Genomic DNA, 18751 nt, shown 5'->3' on the forward strand with positions numbered 1-18751 from the left:
GTTGTTAATTTATTTTATAATTTGACCTTTGAAATATTTAGATAAGAAAAAAGATAAATCTTCACGATAGCCGATTCCCGAGGCCTCGAACTTCCATTTACCATCTCGTTTGTATAAACGCCCAAATTCCACGCCCGTTTCGATAGAGAAATCTTCGCCTAATTCATATTTTGCAACTTCTTCCCCTGTGCTATCATCAACAATACGGATATATGAATTTCTTACCTGACCATAATTTTGTTTGCGTGTAATGGCATCGTGAATGGTTACCACAAAAAGAATTTCCTGAATATTGGCATCAACTTTTGATAAATCAACCTGAATGCTTTCATCGTCGCCTGTAGCGCTATTGCCACCCGTTGGATCATCACCTGTATGGTGCAAAGCCTGATCAGGAGAATCTGTATTTCCATAAAAAATGAAATATTCTTCCGCAGGAATTAGTCTATTTCCATCAATCATAAATGCCGAAGCATCTAAATCAAAATCATAGCCAGTACCTTCATTGGGATCCCAACCTAAACCAACTGTAATTTTAGATAAACCGATATCAATTTTTTGTCCTTTTTGTAAATTAATAGCCATTGTTAAAATAAGTTTTGATAAAAAATGTGTAAAAATGAGATGTAATTTCACCTTAGCTGCATAAATAATGCAACGTGATGCTGGAGAGATAAATGTTTAACGAAAAAGCGTTTTACATAAACTTCCGAAAAAAAATAGGGATTGGATGGTTACAGCGATGAGAATGGAGCGTTAATTTTTTAATCCTGTAACTTTGCTTATCTGTTTAAATGTTTCTTAACAAATATATTATTTTGGATTTTAATTCCAAATGCGAGTTTAAGTAATTTAGATAACCTTCTTCAAATTTTAGCTATGATCCACCTAAAAGGCATTAGTGCAAATTTGTAATAAAATTAGATTGCATCAGATCACATCATATAAACTATGCAAAGAACTATTACAGCTGCAGATGCAGGGGTTTATGACATCAGCTTTCGGGAAGCAATCTCATGAGAAGATATATTTTAAAGCAATATCACAACAGTTTATAATCTGTATTTTTTCATCGCGACCCAAAGTTTTTCGTCCATTTGATAAACATCAGGGCGATATTCTATTTTATCGTTTTGTGCCCAAGCGGTGAAATACGTGATGATTAATGGTACTGCTTTTTTCGGTCCAAACCATGCAGGCTTTAACTGGAACGATTTTGTAGTATCGGCTTTGGCAGCCATCCTTTTTTTATACCATTTATTGTGTGTGCTATCTACAGGAGGTAAATCAACCTCAGCCCTTAGCTTATCATAAGTATAAGTATCACCAACCAATTTTTCTGCAAATTCTAATGGCTTTTCAACCCGAACACAGCCATGACTGATTGCTCTGTTGCTTAAATTGAACCCATTTTTATTATTGGTATCATGTAAGTAAATACTCGAACTGTTATCAAAAATGAACTTAAATTTTCCCAGAGCATTTCCTCCGCCAGAACCTTGTTTAAATTTAAATGGCAATTTATCGCGAGAATACCTGTTCCAGTTTATAGTGTCTGGCTCACCAATTAGTTTATCCTTATAATAAACATTAATGTTGCTGTTTGATAAATAATAACGATCTTTTCTAGCCATCCAATAAATTTCGCTTTGTGCAATACTTACCGGAATATTCCACACCGGATTTGCTTGTATTGAATTAATTTTACTGAACAACAGTGGTGTTTCATGATTTTTGGGCTTATCGTCTAAATTGCCCGATTTTGCGTAAGCCTTAAGCTTTTCATCATAGCCATTTTCGCGTTTACCACCTACACATACTTTCATCGAGATCACGGTATCTTGCTTATCAAACCAGGTCAACTTAAAATCAGGAATATTTACTTGAACGTAGTTATCTCCAGTTTCAGGCATTTTCCAGCGGAAACGTTCCATGTTCAATAATAGAATACGTTTATCGGCTACTGTGTTTGCATTTAAATAAGCTTCTTGTAAGGCTTTATATTGAATTGATTTTGGCTGAATGTTTTTCAAAGTATCGACTAAACTTTCAGATGCCAACAGATTCATCATCCCAATACTATCCGGACGCTTAACTTTTATATAATATCTTGAAAAAATATTCCGAGGATTTACTACGCCATATTTTAAATAATTATTATAATTGAGATAAGCATTAGCCGATAGCAATTCTATTTTGGCAATAATTGGATAGGTTTCATCTACTTTTTTAAAATTATTTGCAGTCAAATCTGCTAGAAGACTTTTTATTTCCTCGGTTTTAAATATTTTTGGATTAAATCCATGAACCTTGCTATTTTCCAAATATCCTACAAGTGAATCTAATTCCCCATCGATGTAGAATTTAGTAACCAATCTAGGCTCATTTACATTGTAAGAATAATATGCTTTGATGGTTTTAGGATTGATAAATGATTCTGATAAACTATCCATAGTTTTTACAAACACACTATCGAAAGCAGTTGTATCAAAATCTTTATACATCTTATTTTTAAAATGTTCTGATAATACTTTACCAATCTCAGGTGGCTGTTTAAACCATCCACAAGCGGAAATAAATAAAATAATAGGAATTATTAGAAAACGAAAGTTTTTCAACACGTAAATATTTAGTAAAAAAATACAGCTATAGCAATTTAAAAATCCAGATAAGGCAAATTAAGTGCCATTATTTTTTGATTTCCCAATTCAAACGCTATATTTGCCAACGCATATCAGCTAAAGCATTGATACTGGCAGAAATAATTCATGAAATTAACTTTGAACCATCACTTACATTTACACCATCGCCGATAGGCGATATGATATGTTTGTTTTGTACTTCAAAACTTTTTTCCGTAAAATAATTTTCTGTTCATTCTATATTCAATACTTTGAAAACACTAAAAATTGCTATCCAAAAATCGGGTAGGCTAAACGAAAAATCAGTAGAAATATTAAAAAATTGTGGTCTCTCTTTTGAAAACTACAAGAGTTCTCTAATATCAACCGTTCAAAATTTTCCACTAGAAATTCTTTTTCTCCGCGATGATGACATCCCTGAATATGTTCAGGATGGCATCGCCGATTTAGGCATTGTTGGCGAAAATGTAATTACCGAAACCAAGGCTGGAATAGAATATTTACAGAAACTTGGATTCGGAAAATGCACACTAAAAATCGCCGTTCAAACGGGTAGCGAAATTCAAAATTTAGAGGATTTAAATGGTAAAGCAATCGCTACTTCTTACCCCGTTATTCTTGAAAAATTCTTAACCGAAAAAGGAATAAAATCAGACATTAGAACCATTTCTGGTTCGGTAGAAATTGGACCAGGTTTGGGTTTGAGTGATGCCATTTTTGACATCGTTTCTACAGGCGGAACTTTAAAAAGTAATGGACTAAAACCGTTCGCAGATGTGATGCAATCGGAGGCTGTTTTAATCGGAAATAAATCAATTTTATATAACCCTGAAGTTGCAGAATTGCTACAAAGAATTCGTTCCGTTTTAAGTGCGAAATCGAACAAATACGTTGTACTAAATGTTTCAAAAGATAACCTGCAAAAAGTTGTTGATTTGTTGCCAGGTGTTAAAAGTCCGACGGTAGTTCCGTTGTTCGAACCGAACTGGGTTGCCGTACATTCTGTAATTGCCGAAGAAGATTTTTGGGATAAAATTAACAGCCTGAAAGCTGCAGGCGCAGAAGGTATTTTAGTGATGCCAATTGAAAAAATAATCACTTAAAAAGCATCAAAAACGTATAAATTCATATTAACTAATAGTTAATTTTAAATTATAACATATTGAAAGTCTATAATTATACAGATTTATCTAAATCAAAAATTGAAGAACTGTGTTCTCGACAAATTGAAGACGATAAATTGGTTGAAGAACGTGTTGCAGACATCATCAAAGCTGTAAAAAATGATGGCGATAAAGCATTGTTTGATTTCGCAAAAGCATTTGATAAAGTAGAGTTAGAAAAACTTTTTTTAGATGCGGAGGAATTAAAGCGCATTGCAGCAACCATTCCGGCAAATGCTAAAATAGCAATTGAAACGGCTTACCAGAACATCAAAACATTTCATCAATCTCAATTAAAAACTGAAGAAAAAGTAGAAACCATGCTTGGTGTGGTTTGCTGGCGTGAATCGAGAGCAATTGAAAAAGTTGGCTTATATATTCCTGGCGGAACTGCGGTTTTACCTAGCACATTTTTAATGTTAGCTACACCTGCTATTATTGCAGGCTGTACAGAAATCATAGTTTGCTCTCCACCTCAAAGTGATGGAAAAACAAACTGTTACTTGGCCTACTGCGCTGTACTTTTAGGCATAGAACGAATCTATCTAAGTGGTGGTGCACAAGCTATAGCGGCAATGGCTTTTGGAACCCAAACGGTACCACAGGTTTATAAGATATTTGGCCCGGGTAATCGTTACGTTACGACCGCAAAAACGATGGTACAAAACAAGGTGGCGATTGATATGCCAGCAGGTCCATCGGAGGTTTTAGTGGTTGCCGATGAGACTGCCAATCCGTCATTTGTAGCTGCAGATCTACTTGCACAAGCAGAACATGGATTTGATAGTCAGGCAATTTTAGTTTCTACATCAAACGAAATTATAGAAAAAACACTCTTAGAAATTGTAAATCAGCTATCTATACTGCCAAGAAAAGAAATAGCAGCTAAAGCAATTGAAAATTCTTATGCGATTTTAGTTGATAATTTAACTGATGCAATGGATTTTTCAAATGAATACGCACCGGAGCACTTGATTTTAGCAACAGAAAAATTTGAAAATCTTATCCCATTGATAATCAATGCAGGGTCGGTGTTTTTAGGAAACCTTACTCCAGAAAGCGCAGGAGATTATGCTTCAGGTACCAACCATACTCTACCTACAAGTGGCTTTGCTAAAGCTTATTCAGGGGTTTCAACTGATGCTTTTCTTAAGAAGATTACCTTTCAGCATTTATCATCTAATGGATTAAACAATATTGGTGCTACTGTTGAAACCCTTGCAGCCGCTGAGGGATTGGAAGCACACAAAAACGCAATAACTATTAGATTGAAAACAGTAGAAGGATTAAAGTAGAAGTTGAAGGCAACATGCCTATCCTTTTACCTTTTACCTTTTACCTTTTACCTTTTACCTTTTACCTTTAAAAAATGGACATTAACGATTTAGTTAGAGAAAATATAAAAAACCTTAAACCATACTCTACCGCCAGAGATGAATTTAAAGGTCAGGCATCGGTATTTTTAGATGCGAACGAAAACAGCTACGGTTCTCCCCTACCTGCAAATTACAACCGCTACCCCGACCCATTGCAATTGGATTTAAAGGATGCGATAAGCAAAATTAAGGGTGTGCCGATTGAAAACACTTTCTTAGGAAACGGTAGCGACGAAGCAATTGATTTATTGTATCGTGCTTTCTGTAATCCTGGAAAAGATAACGTAATTGTACTGCCACCAACTTACGGAATGTACGAAGTTTCGGCAAACATAAATGATGTAGAAATCCGCAAAGTAAACCTACTTCCAAACTTCCAATTGGACTTAGAAAAAATTGCAGAAACGATTGATAAAAACACTAAAATAATTTTCATTTGTTCGCCAAATAATCCGACAGGAAATTCGATAAACCGCGAAGATATTGAAACGATTTTAACCAACTTTAAAGGTATCGTTGTAGTGGATGAAGCGTACATAAATTACGCCCGTCAGAAGACGTTTATTCAGGAGTTAACGGAGTACGGAAATCTGGTTGTTTTGCAAACATTTTCTAAGGCTTGGGGCCTTGCGGCTTTACGTTTGGGAATGGCATTTTCATCACGAAAAGTGATTGATGTTTTGAACAAAATTAAGCCACCTTACAACATCAATCAGGCTACACAAGATTTAGCTTTTGAAGCAATAAAAAACATCGCTCAAGTGAACGAATGGATTAGAGAATCTGTTGCCGAAAGACAGCGACTTTCCATAGAATTAAATAACCTGAATATCGTTACAAAAGTTTATCCATCGGATGCGAATTTTATTTTAGCCGAGGTGACGAATGCGACTAAAATTTACGACACTTTGGTTGATGAGGGAATCATCGTTCGTGACCGTTCGAAAGTTACTTTGTGTGAAGGTTGTTTGAGAATTACCGTTGGTACAAAAGAAGAAAATGATAAACTGTTAACCACTCTGAAAAATTTCTAAAAGATGAAGAAAGTATTATTTATAGATAGAGACGGTACTTTAAATATCGAACCCGATGATGAACAGGTAGACAGCTTTGCTAAGCTTAAGTTTTATCCTCGTTCGCTTTATTACCTTTCAAAAATTGCAAGCGAAATGGATTACGAATTGGTAATGGTTACGAATCAAGATGGATTGGGAACGCCGTCAAATTCTGAAGAAAATTTCTGGCCTATTCATAATTTCATGCTGGATACTTTTGCAGGCGAAGGTGTAAACTTTAGCGAAATTGTTATTGACAGAACTTTTGCCAAAGACAACGCTCCTACCCGCAAACCTGGCACCGCATTATTGACAAAATATTTTAGCGAAGATTACGATTTGAAAAACTCGTACGTTATCGGCGACAGATTAAATGATGTGGTTTTAGCAAAAAACTTGGGTGCAAAAGCAATTTTTCTTCGTCAGAATGATGCATTGGGTTCTACTGAAGCCTTAGACAAACATGAAACGCTCTTAGATATCATCATTTTAGAAACACAGAAATGGGAAGATATTTACAACTTACTTAAAGCCGGAAGTAGAAAAATTAACCATGTGCGTAAAACGAATGAAACCGATATCACCATTAATTTGGATTTGGATGGAACAGGAATAGCAAAAATTGAGACGGGTTTAAACTTTTTCGACCATATGCTTGACCAAATTGCCAGACATGGAAGTGTAGATTTAGAAGTAATTGCCAAGGGCGATTTACATATTGATGAGCACCATACCATAGAAGATACAGGAATTGCCCTTGGCGAAGCTTTTGCAAAAGGATTAGGTAATAAGCTTGGCATTGAGCGTTACGGCTTCTGTTTACCAATGGATGATTGCTTAGCGCAGGTTGCCATCGATTTTGGGGGCAGAAACTGGATTGTTTGGGATGCTGAATTTAAACGTGAAAAAGTTGGCGATATGCCTACGGAGATGTTTTATCATTTTTTCAAATCGTTTAGTGATGCTGCAAAGTGCAATTTGAACATTAAAGCTGAAGGCGATAATGAACATCACAAAATTGAAGCTATATTTAAAGCTTTCGCAAAAGCAATTAAAATGGCAATAAAGCGTGATGCAGAGAAAATGGTTTTACCAAGTACAAAGGGACTTTTGTAAATAAAGAACAAGGATTAATGAGCAAAGAACAAAGACCTATAGTTTTTATTCCTTGTTCCTTCTTCTTTAATCAAAAAAATATGATTGGAATAGTAAATTACGGTGCTGGCAATATTTTCTCCCTAACCGCAGCTTTGGAGCGTTTGAACCTACAGTATGGCATGGTAAATACCGAATCTGACTTGGAAAAATATAGTCATATCATTATCCCTGGTGTTGGGCATGCAGGCGCTGCAATGGAAAAACTAAAACATACAGGTTTAATTCAGGCGATTAAAGCATTAAAAAAACCTGTTTTGGGCATTTGTGTGGGCATGCAATTGATTACAGAACATTCTGAAGAGGGCGATGCGGCGTTGTTAAATATCGTTCCAGTACGAACGAAAAAATTCGATAAGTTGCTGAATATCAAAATCCCACATATGGGATGGAATGCAGTTGCGCACAAAAACAATTCGCTATTTGAGGATGTTGACGTTAATGCACAATTTTACTTCGTTCATTCGTACTTTATTGAATATAACCCTATTTTTGACATCGCCTCTGCTAATTATGGACTAAAATTTTCGGCAGCGGTGCAAAAAGATAACTTTTATGGTGTTCAGTTCCATCCCGAAAAATCGGGTAAAGCTGGCGAACAGATATTAAAAAATTTTTCAAACCTCGGTTGAGATTTAACTTTCAACCATTAACTTATAACACGAGAAATGTATATAATTCCTGCTATCGATATTTTGGATGGAAAAGTTGTTCGTCTACGTGAAGGCGATTACAACCAGAAAACTGAATATGATGTTTCTATCGCCGACATGATAGAAAAATACCGTTCTAACGGAACCGATTTCATTCATATTATTGATTTAAATGGTGCCAAAGGCGATTTCAGCAACCAGAAATCTCTTTTCGAAATCATTAAAAAAACTGAAATGAAAGTACAATACGGCGGCGGAATCCGTACGATTGAGCAGGTTACCAATTTGCTTGATGCAGGAATCCATCGGGTTATCGTTGGTACACAAGCCATAACCAATCCTGATTTCTTACAACAGTTAAGCGAGGCTTTTGCTAAAAAAGATAACTATGCCAACCGCATTGTTATTGCCATTGATGTTTTAGACGAAGTGATTAAATATTCGGGTTGGATGGAAAGTTCGCCGATTAAACTAATGGACTACGTTGATAAATGTTTGGCTTTAGGTTTCTTCCGTTTCTTGTGTACTGATATTAGTAAGGATGGAAAATTAGGAGGTGCAGCGGTTGAGTTGTACAAAAAACTGTTGGAGCATTCACCAATGATTAAATTAATTGCATCGGGTGGTGTAAGCTCGATGGATGATATTTATGAATTGGCAAAATATCCGATTAGAAGCGTAGTGGTTGGAAAAGCAATTTATGAGGATAGAATTACAATTGAACAAGTGAAAGATTGGAATTTGAAGATGTTGAGTTCGATTTAAACTGTAATAAACAACATGCTTAAATGGGGACTAATATTACTCTTAGCATCACTGGTTTTAGTTTTGTGGGCAGTTTATTCCTTTTTTTATGTTGGTAGTTGTTGGAAAATAATAGGTATTACAGGAAAATATGCACTATGGTTTGGCTTGATATCCTTTCTTTCTAGTGGAGCAATGATCATTACTGGATTGATTGATAGAAAATAATTAATAATACTCGTCATTGCGAGGCACGAAGCAATCTATTTTGCTACAGAGATTGCTTCGTGCCTCGCAATGACGGAAACATAGCAAACACATGCTGAGTAAAAGAATAATCCCCTGTCTCGATGTTAAAGACGGTCGCACGGTTAAAGGTGTAAACTTTGTTGATTTACGAGATGCGGGCGACCCTGTAGAATTAGCTGCTCAATATGCGCAACAAGGTGCTGATGAGTTGGTTTTTCTTGATATTACGGCAACTCACGAACGTAGAAAAACGATGATTGAGATGGTTAAATCAGTTGCTCGTCAGCTGAATATTCCATTTACCATTGGTGGTGGCATTACAGAACTTGCTGATGCGGAAGCTTTATTAAATGCTGGTGCAGATAAAATCAGCATCAATTCGGCAGCTGTTCGTAATCCAAAATTAATTGAGGAGTTAGCCAAAGCATTCGGAGTGCAGTTTGTGGTTTTGGCTGTCGACACTAAATTTGTGGATGGCAAAAACATGGTTCATTTAAATGGTGGCCGATTAATAACCGAATTAGAAACTGAAACCTGGATTAAACAGGCTGAAGATTTGGGTGCAGGAGAAATTCTGCTCACATCAATGAACCATGATGGCACCAAAGCAGGTTTCGATTGTGGTTTACTAAGCAAAGTGAATCAAATGATTAATATCCCGATTATTGCTTCGGGAGGTGCGGGAAGTATGGAACACTTTACAGAGGTTTTCCAAAAAGCAAATGTTGATGCAGCACTTGCGGCATCTGTATTTCACTATGGCGAAATTTTAATTCCCGATTTAAAGCAAGAATTGAGAATTAACGGCATCCCTGTTAGAATATAAAAAAATAACACACTCGTCATTGCGAGGCACAGTTTATCCCGACTAATCGGGAAAGAATACTTAATGATAAAATAAGTTGGTCGTCATGCTGAATTTATTTCAGCATCTTTCCTAATATATATAGACCCTGAAATAAATTCAGGGTGACGAATTGGCCAAACGAATTGCATTAAAGAGTTTAACTGTATCTGCAATGACGAAACTAGAAAGAAACAATGAATATAGATTTTAATAAAAGTGATGGCCTAGTTCCTGTAGTGATACAAGACGAAAAAACTTTAGAAGTTTTAATGCTTGGTTACATGAATGCCGTAGCATTTGAGAAAACACAAAATGAAGGCAAAGTAACCTTCTTTTCACGTTCCAAAAACCGTTTATGGACCAAAGGTGAAGAAAGCGGCAATTTTCTTTTCGTAAAATCTATTCACATTGATTGTGATAATGATACCATCTTAATTAAAGCAAACCCAGTTGGACCAACTTGCCATACTGGAAGCCGCAGTTGTTTTAAAACGGAGTATAATCAAAATTTCATTTTTGAACTGGAAAACATTATCACAGATAGATATGAAAATCCTGTAGAGGATTCTTACATCAATAAAATGCGTGGCAAAGGTTTAAATAAAATTGCTCAAAAAGTTGGCGAGGAAGGTGTAGAAACTGTAATAGCCGCACTTGCTGAAAGCGAAGAAGAATTAATTGGCGAAGCATCAGACTTGGTTTTTCACCTTTTGTTTTTATTAAAAGAGAAAGGCTTATCTATTCAGGATATTGCTAAAAAATTAGAAAGTAGACACCAATAAAGGTAGAAGTGATGCGATTTGCAAAAGCTTAAAACCTTCCAGCCTTTAAATATGTTTAAACACCTTAAAACCCTTTCAGGCCATCAAAACCCTGTTTACGCTTTAGCTAATTCCGATAATAGTGATACGTTTTTTAGCGCTGGAAATGATAAAGGTGTTGTAGAATGGTCGTTGGAAACGATGGCATTTGTTAAGGTTAAAATGCCAGTGCAAAGTTCTGTTTATTATCTCCAACATTATAATAATCGATTATTTGTTGGCGAGCGTAGCGGTGCTTTTAGTGTTTACGATTTTAAGGAGGATAAAGTAATTGCAAGAATTAATGCTCACACCAAACCAATTTTCAATATTCAAACCGTTAAAACCAAAAACGAGCTTTTAACCACTGGCGAAGACGGAACTGTTGCAGTTTGGTCGCTGAATGATTTTAGTGAGATTTACCGCTTTCAGGCAGCTTATGATACTGTTCGGGCAATTGCCATTTCTCCTGATGAAACCGAAATCGCTTTCGGTTGTAAAGACCATCTGGTTAAAATCTACAACCTTTCTGATTATAGCGTAAAACAAAATTTAGACAGTCATACTTTACCGGTTACTTCGTTAGCTTATCATCCGGAAGGGAAATATCTAATTTCTGGTAGCAGAGATGCACAGTTAAAAATCTGGCATTTGCCAACTTATGAACTTGCAGAAACCATTCCAGCACATATGTTTACAGTCTATGATATTGCTTTTCATCCAACCCTACCCTATTTTGCAACGAGCAGTCAGGATAAAAGCATTAAAATTTGGGATGCAGAAAATTTTAAACTGTATAAAATCTTAAGTTTAGAAAAAGGCGAATTTGGACATGCTCATTCCATCAATAAAATTATTTGGAGCTCGGATGGAAAGTTTTTAATTTCTACTGGTGACGACAGACAAATTATGGTTTGGACAATGGATAGTTAGATTTTCTTACTAAAAAGCTTCCTTAACCTATCCCAAATCGATGGGTTGCGAACATAAATCGTTTCAGCACCACCTAACACCACAGCGCTTTCACACAATTCTAAATTTAGTTGCTTTTTGTCTTTTAAATTAATCGTTGAATTTAAAGTCTTATAACCAATCCAACTTACAACTAAAGTACAGTCATCATTTCTATAATCTTCAGGTAATCTAATTTCAAACATCCCTTTTTCGTCAGTTGAAACAGTAATTAAACCATTATTCACTTTCACTACTGCTCCGGGAATTGGCGATTGATTCTCTTTATCTGAAACCTTTCCTTTAATAATTTTTAAAGAATCGGATAAAATACTGCTGTTGAAGGTATCATTTGGTCTGCTAAAAAACGAATCAGTTTGAAAAACTTCTGGCCTTGTCAATGTTGCCTTGCTCAATTTGGGAAAAGTTAAGAAAGCAAATAAAGATGCTGCAATTAGATTCGGTTTAAACCTTTTAATGGAGAACTTAGATTCGTTCACAAACAATTTGTGTAACTGATTTTGATTGAACCGACCACAAGTTGAGCCATGATTTTTAGCAAACCAATCTTTTAAATCCTGATCAGAAAATTGAGTAAAATCAGTAACAGATTTTTGGCAGGAGTTACAAAATCTACCAACTTCATCAGGTTGCATATTCAACCATTTTTCACCACAAGGATTATTGACTGAAATTTTAAAAGATGTTGCCATAAATCAATTTTAAAATAGGATGCAAATTGATTTGCTATTCCACAAAACGTTTTATAATCCTTAATTTATGGCTGTAAATACCTAATTCCCTATTGAAAATTCCCTGATCATCAATAGGATCTATTTTCACTTTAGCAGATGAATGGATGATTTCATTGGGGCTTAGCATAATACCCACATGTGTAATTTTGCCCTCCGCATTATCGAAAAAGGCAACATCACCCGCTTTAACTTCGGATAAAAAACCTACCAGTTCACCCTGTTCTGCCTGTTGAGATGCGTCTCTATTTAACTTAATGTTAAGCATTTTAAAAACCGTCTGAACAAAACCAGAACAATCCAATCCAAATAAATGCCTTCCACCCCACAAATAGGGAATGTTTTGAAAAAACCTTGCTGTTAATTCAATATCAGTTTTAAAATCTGCCTTTAATTTATCATGAGGTTCGAAATTAAGTTTAAACTTTTCTAGACCCGCATAACAATATCCATCTGCCAGATAAGGCAAATTACTAGCTGGACTTAAGTGATACAAACTTCCATCGGCAGCAGTTAAAACATTGTTAAAGCTTAATGGCGCTAATAATTTATGGTCTTGCATTTCTTTAAATTGCTGGTCAGAAATTGCCGCCAATTGTCTAAAATCTATCCAACCTTCGTAATCATCATAGCCGTTTTTCACTAACCACCATCTATCTTCTTTACCTACAATTTCAACATGTTCGCCAAATAATAATTGCGAAACAATTTCTGCTTTATCTGATGGTTCAGCCCTTAAAGGTGCTACCGAAATTCTACAAATACCGTATTGATTTTCCATTTAACTATGCTCGTGAATTGGAAGTAAAACTAACAATTTACAATCAATGCCTAACATTTTCACCTCAATTTTGTTACTTTTATGATGTTAACATTTAAATCTGCTCGTTATGAATTTTAGAAAAATATTAATTGCTGTTGATAATAGTACTTGTTCGGAAAAAGCTGCGAAGGCCGGCTATGACATTGCAGAGAAATTCGGAGCTGAGGTTGCCTTGGTCAATATTATCGAACCCATCCCTGCCAATGTAAATCCTGATTTAACATTAGCACCTGTATTTTTAGAAACTTACGACAATAGCGAGGAGAATAGCCATATCCTTTTAAAAGAGATGGAAACCAAATTTGGTAATGGCACTAAAACAACATATTTAAGTGTTGTGGATACGGCTGCACATGGAATTATTCAACAATCTGATGAGTGGGGATCTGATTTAATTGTAATTGGTACGTATGGCAGAACGGGTTTATATCACTTCCTCATGGGAAGTGTTGCTGAACATGTTGCCAGAAAATCTGCTTGCCCAGTATTAATTATCCCTAATAAAAGCGATATTTAACAAGAAGATAACTTGTTATGAAAAAATTACTCTACGCTCCAGTTCTTTTGTTGCTACTTACATTTAATATTGTTTATGCGCAAGTAAATGAGGTAAAAACTTCTTTATCAGTAAAAGAACTTGAAAAAATTGATAATCTTTTTAAACAGTATTTAGATAGCGGATGGATTAAAGGAATTACAGCAAATATTATTGTTGATGGAAAAACGGTGTATAATAAGGCTTACGGAAATCAACTAAATCGACCTTTTAAAACTGATGATATTTTAAGAATTGCTTCTCAAACTAAAGCTGTAACCTGTGTGGCAGTGATGATGCTTTTTGATGAAGGAAAATTTACACTTGATGATCCTATTTCTAAATTTATTCCTGCCTTTAAAAATCCAAAAGTTTTAAATAAGTATAATAAAAAAGATGGCAGCTATACAACTATCCCTGCCAAGCGGGAAATTACTATTCGCGATTTACTCACGCACACCTCGGGTTTAGGCTATGCGCAAATCGGATCTCCAGAAATGAATGCGATTTATGCAAAAGCTGGTATTGAAGCCGGATTCGTAATTAACAAAAAGCTTTTAGAAACAGAAATCAATAAGCTAGGAAAATTACCTTTGGCCCTGCAGCCTGGTCAAAAGTGGCAATATAGCCTTGCCATGGATGTTTTAGGCAGATTAGTTGAAGTAAGTTCTGGTTTGAACCTCGATCGATTTTTTAAAGAAAGAATTTTTATTCCTTTGAAAATGAATGATACCTATTTTGCCTTACCTAAAGAAAAGCAAGATCGATTGGCTACGGTTTATACAGAAGATGAAAAAACCAGGGTGGTAAAACCTTGGAAAGATGGCGCATTTCCAGGAGCAACCATCAACTATCCAATAAATAACAATGGTTATTATGCTGGTGGCGCAGGTTTAGTTTCTACACCAAAAGATTATGGTCTATTTCTTCAAATGTTATTAAATGGCGGCGAGTTAAACGGAAAGCGACTACTTTCAAAGCGAAGTGTCGATTTGATGACCTCCAACCAAATTGGCACTATTCCATTTGGCGATAACTATTTTGGTTTAGGTTTTGAAGTAATATCAGAAAAAGGAAGTAAAAAACTTGGTCAGAGTGCTGGCTCTTATGGTTGGGGTGGCTTTTTTGGTTCTAATTTTTGGGTAGATCCTAAAAGGAAAATGGTGGCTCAAATTTATGTTCAGCAATGGCCACTTTCTCATGGACAGTTGGGCGAGCAATTTAAATCGCTAGTTTATCAATCTTTTCAATAATTTTCGACAAAAAAAAATCCCGATTTTCATCGGGATTTATATTAATCTTTAAATCCTAAATTTAGTTAAAATCTAAAATCGTAAATCTTCAATCTTAATTTTCTTGATGTAACCAGGCTTTTTTAGCTAATAATTCATCTTCGGTTTCACGAATATCTTCATCATCCACACAACAATCTACCGGACAAACCGCAGCACACTGAGGCTCATCATGAAAACCCTTGCATTCTGTACATTTATCAGATACAATATAATAAACTTCATCAGAAACAGCTTCTTGTGATGAATCTGCTTCAATTTGTTGATTACCAAAATCGATGATACCATTTAAATTTGTACCATCAGAAAAACGCCATGCAGTACCGGCATCGTAAATTGCATTATTAGGACACTCTGGTTCGCATGCCCCACAATTTATACATTCATCTGTTATTTTAATTGCCATGTTTTCGTCTAATTCTTTTGCTTAGTTTACCTTTGCGATGCAAATATAGCACTTAATCATTTAATAATAATTCTAAATATGTCAGGTTTAACTAAAGAAAAAGTAATAAATGCCTTTAAAAAATTAGGGACAAAACTTACAAACCCTACTGACATACTAGGAAATGCATTTTATGTGGCCGAAAGCACTAATGCTTGGTTTACGGCCGATAATATTAAAAAGTCCGTTTTATCATTTGCCGAGATGTTACATGGTGCTGATGTTGATGAATGGTTTAAAACAATTAGCTTTACATCATTACCAAAAAAAGTGGGTTTAATCCTAGCGGGAAACATTCCAATGGTTGGTTTTCACGATGTGTTATGTGTTATTGCTACAGGGAATATTGCACTGATTAAACTTTCTTCATCAGATGATAAATTGATTAAAGGAGTAATAGATGAATTAATAAATATAGAACCTGCACTGGCAGATAGAGTTGAATATGTAGAAAGGCTGAAAGATTTTGACGCTGTAATTGCTACTGGAAGCAACAATTCATCCCGATATTTTGATTATTATTTTGGAAAGGTTCCGAATATCATTCGTAAAAACAGAAACAGTGTAGCAGTACTTAATGGCACAGAAACTGAAGAGGAAATAAAAAACCTTGGTCATGATATTTTCGATTATTTTGGTTTAGGCTGTAGAAATGTTTCCAAAATATACTTCCCGAAAGGTTATGACATTGCCAATTTTTACGAAGGCATAGAGCGCTTTCAACCCATTATTAACCACTTCAAATACAACAATAATTACGATTATAATAAATCTATTTACTTGGTAAATGCGGCAAAGCATTTTGATAATGGCTTTTTATTACTAAAAGAAGATGAGAGTTTAACGTCGCCTTTGGCTGTTATTTTTTATGAAGAGTATGAAAATTTGGATGATGTAGAAGCAAAGCTGAATGAAAAAGCAGAAAATATACAGTGCATCATTAGCAGATCAGATTTAAAGACTAAAACCTTCTCTTTTGGAGAAAGCCAACACCCAAAACTTTGGGATTATGCAGACAACGTGAACACCATTGAATTTTTAAACAGCCTAAATTGATTAAGCAAAGAATTATAGAATTTAATTTAGATATTCGCTAAATGGCTTTTAAGCAATGCGCTATCCAAAATTATTTTTAATTCTTCTGTTCATTTTCAGCAATTATAAAATATTTGCGCAGTGCAGTGGTGCTTTGGGCGATCCTATTGTTAATGTAGATTTTGGTTCGGGTGCAAATACTTTCGGGCCTCCCCTAACCAGCGGAATTACCAATTATAACTATATAGCTGGTTCGCCAAATGATGGCGCTTACACCATAGCCAAAACAATTTCAGGCCTAAATCCAGGTTGGATACAAAATATTGTTAACCATACTCCAAATGACGCAAATGGGTATATGATGGTGGTTAATGCCTCTAATAGTCCAGGTATTTTTTATCAATCCACAGTTTCAGGCTTATGCCCAGGCACAACCTACGAATTTGCTGCATGGATTATCAACATCCTTCGCAATACAGGAATAAAACCAAAAGTTAAATTTACGATAGAAAATAATGGATCAGTAATCGGTTCATTGGTTACTCCAGAAATACCAGAGGGAAGTTCGACCAATTGGATCAGGTACTCATTAACCTTTACCACCCCTACAAATTTAGGTGTAATCACTTTAAAAATGACCAATGAAAATCCTGGCGGAACAGGAAATGACTTGGCCTTGGATGACATTACTTTCCGAGCCTGTGGCCCGGTTATTACGCAAACAGTTAACAATAGTGAGAATATCAATGCCAACTTGTGCGAAGGTCAAAGTGCCAATTATTTGTTTAAAGCTACTGTGTCGAGCGATGTATATAACAACCCAAAATATCAATGGCAAGCCAATACCGGAAATGGCTGGAATGATATTATCGGACAGGAAAACAAAGAATATACGGCCAGCTTTGTTAATGCACAGGCAGGTGTTTATCAGTATCGCTTAATTACTGCAGAGGCAGAAAACATTGGCATAGCTACTTGCAGGGTTGCAACTTCACCTTTTAGCATTAATGTTACGGCTTTTCCAATTGCTAATGCAGAAAACTTCGGTCCGGTTTGTATCGGACAAACCATTAGGTTAAATGCCTCCGGCGGAACATCATACAGTTGGACAGGTCCAAATTTTTTATCAACAGAAAAAAGTCCCACTATTATTAACGCCACCAAAGAAATGGCTGGAGATTACACGGTTACCGTATCTATAAATGGTTGCTCTACAACAGCAACCACTACCGTTTCAATTTTAGATCAGCCAATTGTTGCCACCAATATTACAGAAGCTACGATTTGCGAAGGTTCTTCCATTGCATTATCGGCGTCTGGTGGAGCAAGTTATCAGTGGACACCAGCTGCTGGATTATCAGATCCAAACGCTCCAAACACAATTGCATCTCCAACAGAAACAACAAAATACAGTGTAAAAGTATCGAACGGAGCTTGTTCGGAAACTACTCAAATAACCATTAATGTAAATAAAAAGGCAATTGTTGAAGCAGGTGCAGATCAGAAAATTATATCAGGACAAGCGATTAACTTCAATGGAAAAATAACTGGAAATGATTTTACCTATTATTGGACACCCAGTGATTACCTTGATGATCCTTTAAAATTAAATCCAATTGCAAAGCCTACAGAAGATATCACCTACACTTTACATGCCATTTCAAATTTAGGTTGCGCCACCATCACTGATGATATATTTATAAAAGTATATCCGCAAATCGTTATCCCAAATACCTTTTCGCCCAATGGCGATTCGGTAAATGATACGTGGAATATTCCTACTGCTGTTGCATTCCCCAATCCTATTGTTAAAATTGTGAATAGAAACGGACAGCTTGTGTATCAAAGTACAGGAGCTTATAAACCCTGGGATGGAAAGCTGAATGGGAAAGATCTTCCTCCAGCAGTTTATTACTACACCATTTACTTTAATGAAGATTTCGAAACCTACAGCGGCTGGATTAACTTGATTAGATAAAAAGCTGTTCTTACTTTCGCTTATCGTTTTGAAATGCTATTTTTGAACACAATGTATATCGTTAAAGTAAAAGGCATCGCCAAAATTCCAGATTACGTACAATTAAGAGATGACAAATTTACGCTATTGGCTTATTTTAGAGTGGATAGACCTGACAAATCTTTAGAAAAACTGGGTTTAGGCGATAAACAGGAATACATTATGGAAATGGTTAAAGATTTGCCTTTTGGGCAGATTGCTAAATTAGAAATATAAA

General features: G+C 35.6%; 19 protein-coding genes. 14 read left to right on the forward strand and 5 right to left on the reverse strand.

What is annotated here, in order from left to right; all coding sequences use genetic code 11:
* Positions 1–9: 9 nt before the first annotated feature.
* Both LUA91_RS04850 and LUA91_RS04855 read right to left on the reverse strand, forming a co-directional pair.
* Positions 10–585: a TerD family protein gene (locus tag LUA91_RS04850; RefSeq protein WP_231424902.1), complete on the reverse strand. Its 576-nt coding sequence runs from the start codon at positions 583–585 to the stop codon at positions 10–12.
* A gap of 467 nt (positions 586–1052) precedes the next feature.
* Positions 1053–2504 (reverse strand): L,D-transpeptidase family protein, encoded by a 1452-nt coding sequence (locus LUA91_RS04855; protein ID WP_231424903.1) that lies wholly within the window; start codon positions 2502–2504, stop codon positions 1053–1055.
* 389 nt (positions 2505–2893) lie between these two features.
* Here LUA91_RS04855 and hisG point away from each other — a divergent pair, with 389 nt between their 5' ends.
* The 9 genes from hisG to LUA91_RS04900 all read left to right on the forward strand — a co-directional run bounded on the left by hisG (position 2894) and on the right by LUA91_RS04900 (position 11617).
* Positions 2894–3745: an ATP phosphoribosyltransferase gene (hisG, locus tag LUA91_RS04860; RefSeq protein ID WP_231424904.1), complete on the forward strand. Its 852-nt coding sequence runs from the start codon at positions 2894–2896 to the stop codon at positions 3743–3745.
* A 59-nt stretch (positions 3746–3804) separates the two neighbouring features.
* Positions 3805–5100, forward strand: a complete 1296-nt coding sequence (gene hisD / locus LUA91_RS04865) for a histidinol dehydrogenase (RefSeq protein ID WP_231424905.1) — start codon at positions 3805–3807, stop codon at positions 5098–5100.
* 74 nt (positions 5101–5174) lie between these two features.
* Positions 5175–6215, forward strand: a complete 1041-nt coding sequence (hisC, locus tag LUA91_RS04870) for a histidinol-phosphate transaminase (protein ID WP_231424906.1) — start codon at positions 5175–5177, stop codon at positions 6213–6215.
* Positions 6216–6218: 3 nt separating this feature from the next.
* Positions 6219–7352, forward strand: a complete 1134-nt coding sequence (gene hisB, locus LUA91_RS04875; protein ID WP_231424907.1) for a bifunctional histidinol-phosphatase/imidazoleglycerol-phosphate dehydratase HisB — start codon at positions 6219–6221, stop codon at positions 7350–7352.
* An 80-nt stretch (positions 7353–7432) separates the two neighbouring features.
* Positions 7433–8023 (forward strand): imidazole glycerol phosphate synthase subunit HisH, encoded by a 591-nt coding sequence (hisH, locus tag LUA91_RS04880; protein ID WP_231424908.1) that lies wholly within the window; start codon positions 7433–7435, stop codon positions 8021–8023.
* Between the two features lie 36 nt (positions 8024–8059).
* On the forward strand, positions 8060–8809 hold the full coding sequence (gene hisA, locus LUA91_RS04885; protein WP_231424909.1) for a 1-(5-phosphoribosyl)-5-[(5-phosphoribosylamino)methylideneamino]imidazole-4-carboxamide isomerase: 750 nt from the start codon (positions 8060–8062) through the stop codon (positions 8807–8809).
* 298 nt (positions 8810–9107) lie between these two features.
* Positions 9108–9863, forward strand: coding sequence for an imidazole glycerol phosphate synthase subunit HisF (gene hisF / locus LUA91_RS04890; protein WP_231424910.1), 756 nt, complete (start codon positions 9108–9110; stop codon positions 9861–9863).
* A 215-nt stretch (positions 9864–10078) separates the two neighbouring features.
* Positions 10079–10666 (forward strand): bifunctional phosphoribosyl-AMP cyclohydrolase/phosphoribosyl-ATP diphosphatase HisIE, encoded by a 588-nt coding sequence (gene hisIE / locus LUA91_RS04895; RefSeq protein ID WP_231424911.1) that lies wholly within the window; start codon positions 10079–10081, stop codon positions 10664–10666.
* A 51-nt stretch (positions 10667–10717) separates the two neighbouring features.
* Positions 10718–11617 (forward strand): WD40 repeat domain-containing protein, encoded by a 900-nt coding sequence (locus LUA91_RS04900; RefSeq protein WP_231424912.1) that lies wholly within the window; start codon positions 10718–10720, stop codon positions 11615–11617.
* Here the strand turns inward: LUA91_RS04900 and LUA91_RS04905 are convergent.
* Positions 11614–12348: a carboxypeptidase-like regulatory domain-containing protein gene (locus LUA91_RS04905; protein WP_231424913.1), complete on the reverse strand. Its 735-nt coding sequence runs from the start codon at positions 12346–12348 to the stop codon at positions 11614–11616. The two genes, LUA91_RS04900 and LUA91_RS04905, sit on opposite strands and share 4 nt — an antisense overlap.
* 34 nt (positions 12349–12382) lie before the next feature.
* Positions 12383–13168, reverse strand: a complete 786-nt coding sequence (locus tag LUA91_RS04910; RefSeq protein WP_231424914.1) for a C40 family peptidase — start codon at positions 13166–13168, stop codon at positions 12383–12385.
* Positions 13169–13277: 109 nt separating this feature from the next.
* Between LUA91_RS04910 and LUA91_RS04915 the strand changes: the two genes are divergently transcribed.
* Positions 13278–13727: a universal stress protein gene (locus LUA91_RS04915; protein WP_231424915.1), complete on the forward strand. Its 450-nt coding sequence runs from the start codon at positions 13278–13280 to the stop codon at positions 13725–13727.
* Between the two features lie 17 nt (positions 13728–13744).
* Positions 13745–14998 carry a serine hydrolase gene (locus LUA91_RS04920; protein WP_231424916.1) on the forward strand — a complete coding sequence of 418 codons (1254 nt, stop codon included), beginning with the start codon at positions 13745–13747 and terminating at the stop codon, positions 14996–14998.
* Positions 14999–15092: 94 nt separating this feature from the next.
* Here the strand turns inward: LUA91_RS04920 and LUA91_RS04925 are convergent, their stop codons facing one another.
* Complete coding sequence (locus LUA91_RS04925; protein WP_231424917.1) at positions 15093–15443, reverse strand: 4Fe-4S dicluster domain-containing protein; 351 nt, start codon at positions 15441–15443, stop codon at positions 15093–15095.
* A 78-nt stretch (positions 15444–15521) separates the two neighbouring features.
* On the opposite strand from LUA91_RS04925, the gene LUA91_RS04930 reads away from it, so the two are divergent.
* From LUA91_RS04930 to LUA91_RS04940, 3 genes are read left to right on the forward strand one after another with little or no spacing between them, the layout of a single operon-like run.
* Complete coding sequence (locus tag LUA91_RS04930) at positions 15522–16538, forward strand: acyl-CoA reductase (RefSeq protein WP_231424918.1); 1017 nt, start codon at positions 15522–15524, stop codon at positions 16536–16538.
* Positions 16539–16593: 55 nt separating this feature from the next.
* Positions 16594–18495 carry a gliding motility-associated C-terminal domain-containing protein gene (locus tag LUA91_RS04935; protein WP_231424919.1) on the forward strand — a complete coding sequence of 634 codons (1902 nt, stop codon included), beginning with the start codon at positions 16594–16596 and terminating at the stop codon, positions 18493–18495.
* 51 nt (positions 18496–18546) lie between these two features.
* Positions 18547–18750, forward strand: coding sequence for a hypothetical protein (locus tag LUA91_RS04940; protein ID WP_057932355.1), 204 nt, complete (start codon positions 18547–18549; stop codon positions 18748–18750).
* The last annotated feature ends 1 nt before the right edge of the window (position 18751 follow it).

This window comes from Pedobacter sp. Leaf250 (assembly GCF_920984735.1).
In the GTDB taxonomy this organism is placed as follows: Bacteria; Bacteroidota; Bacteroidia; order Sphingobacteriales; family Sphingobacteriaceae; genus Pedobacter.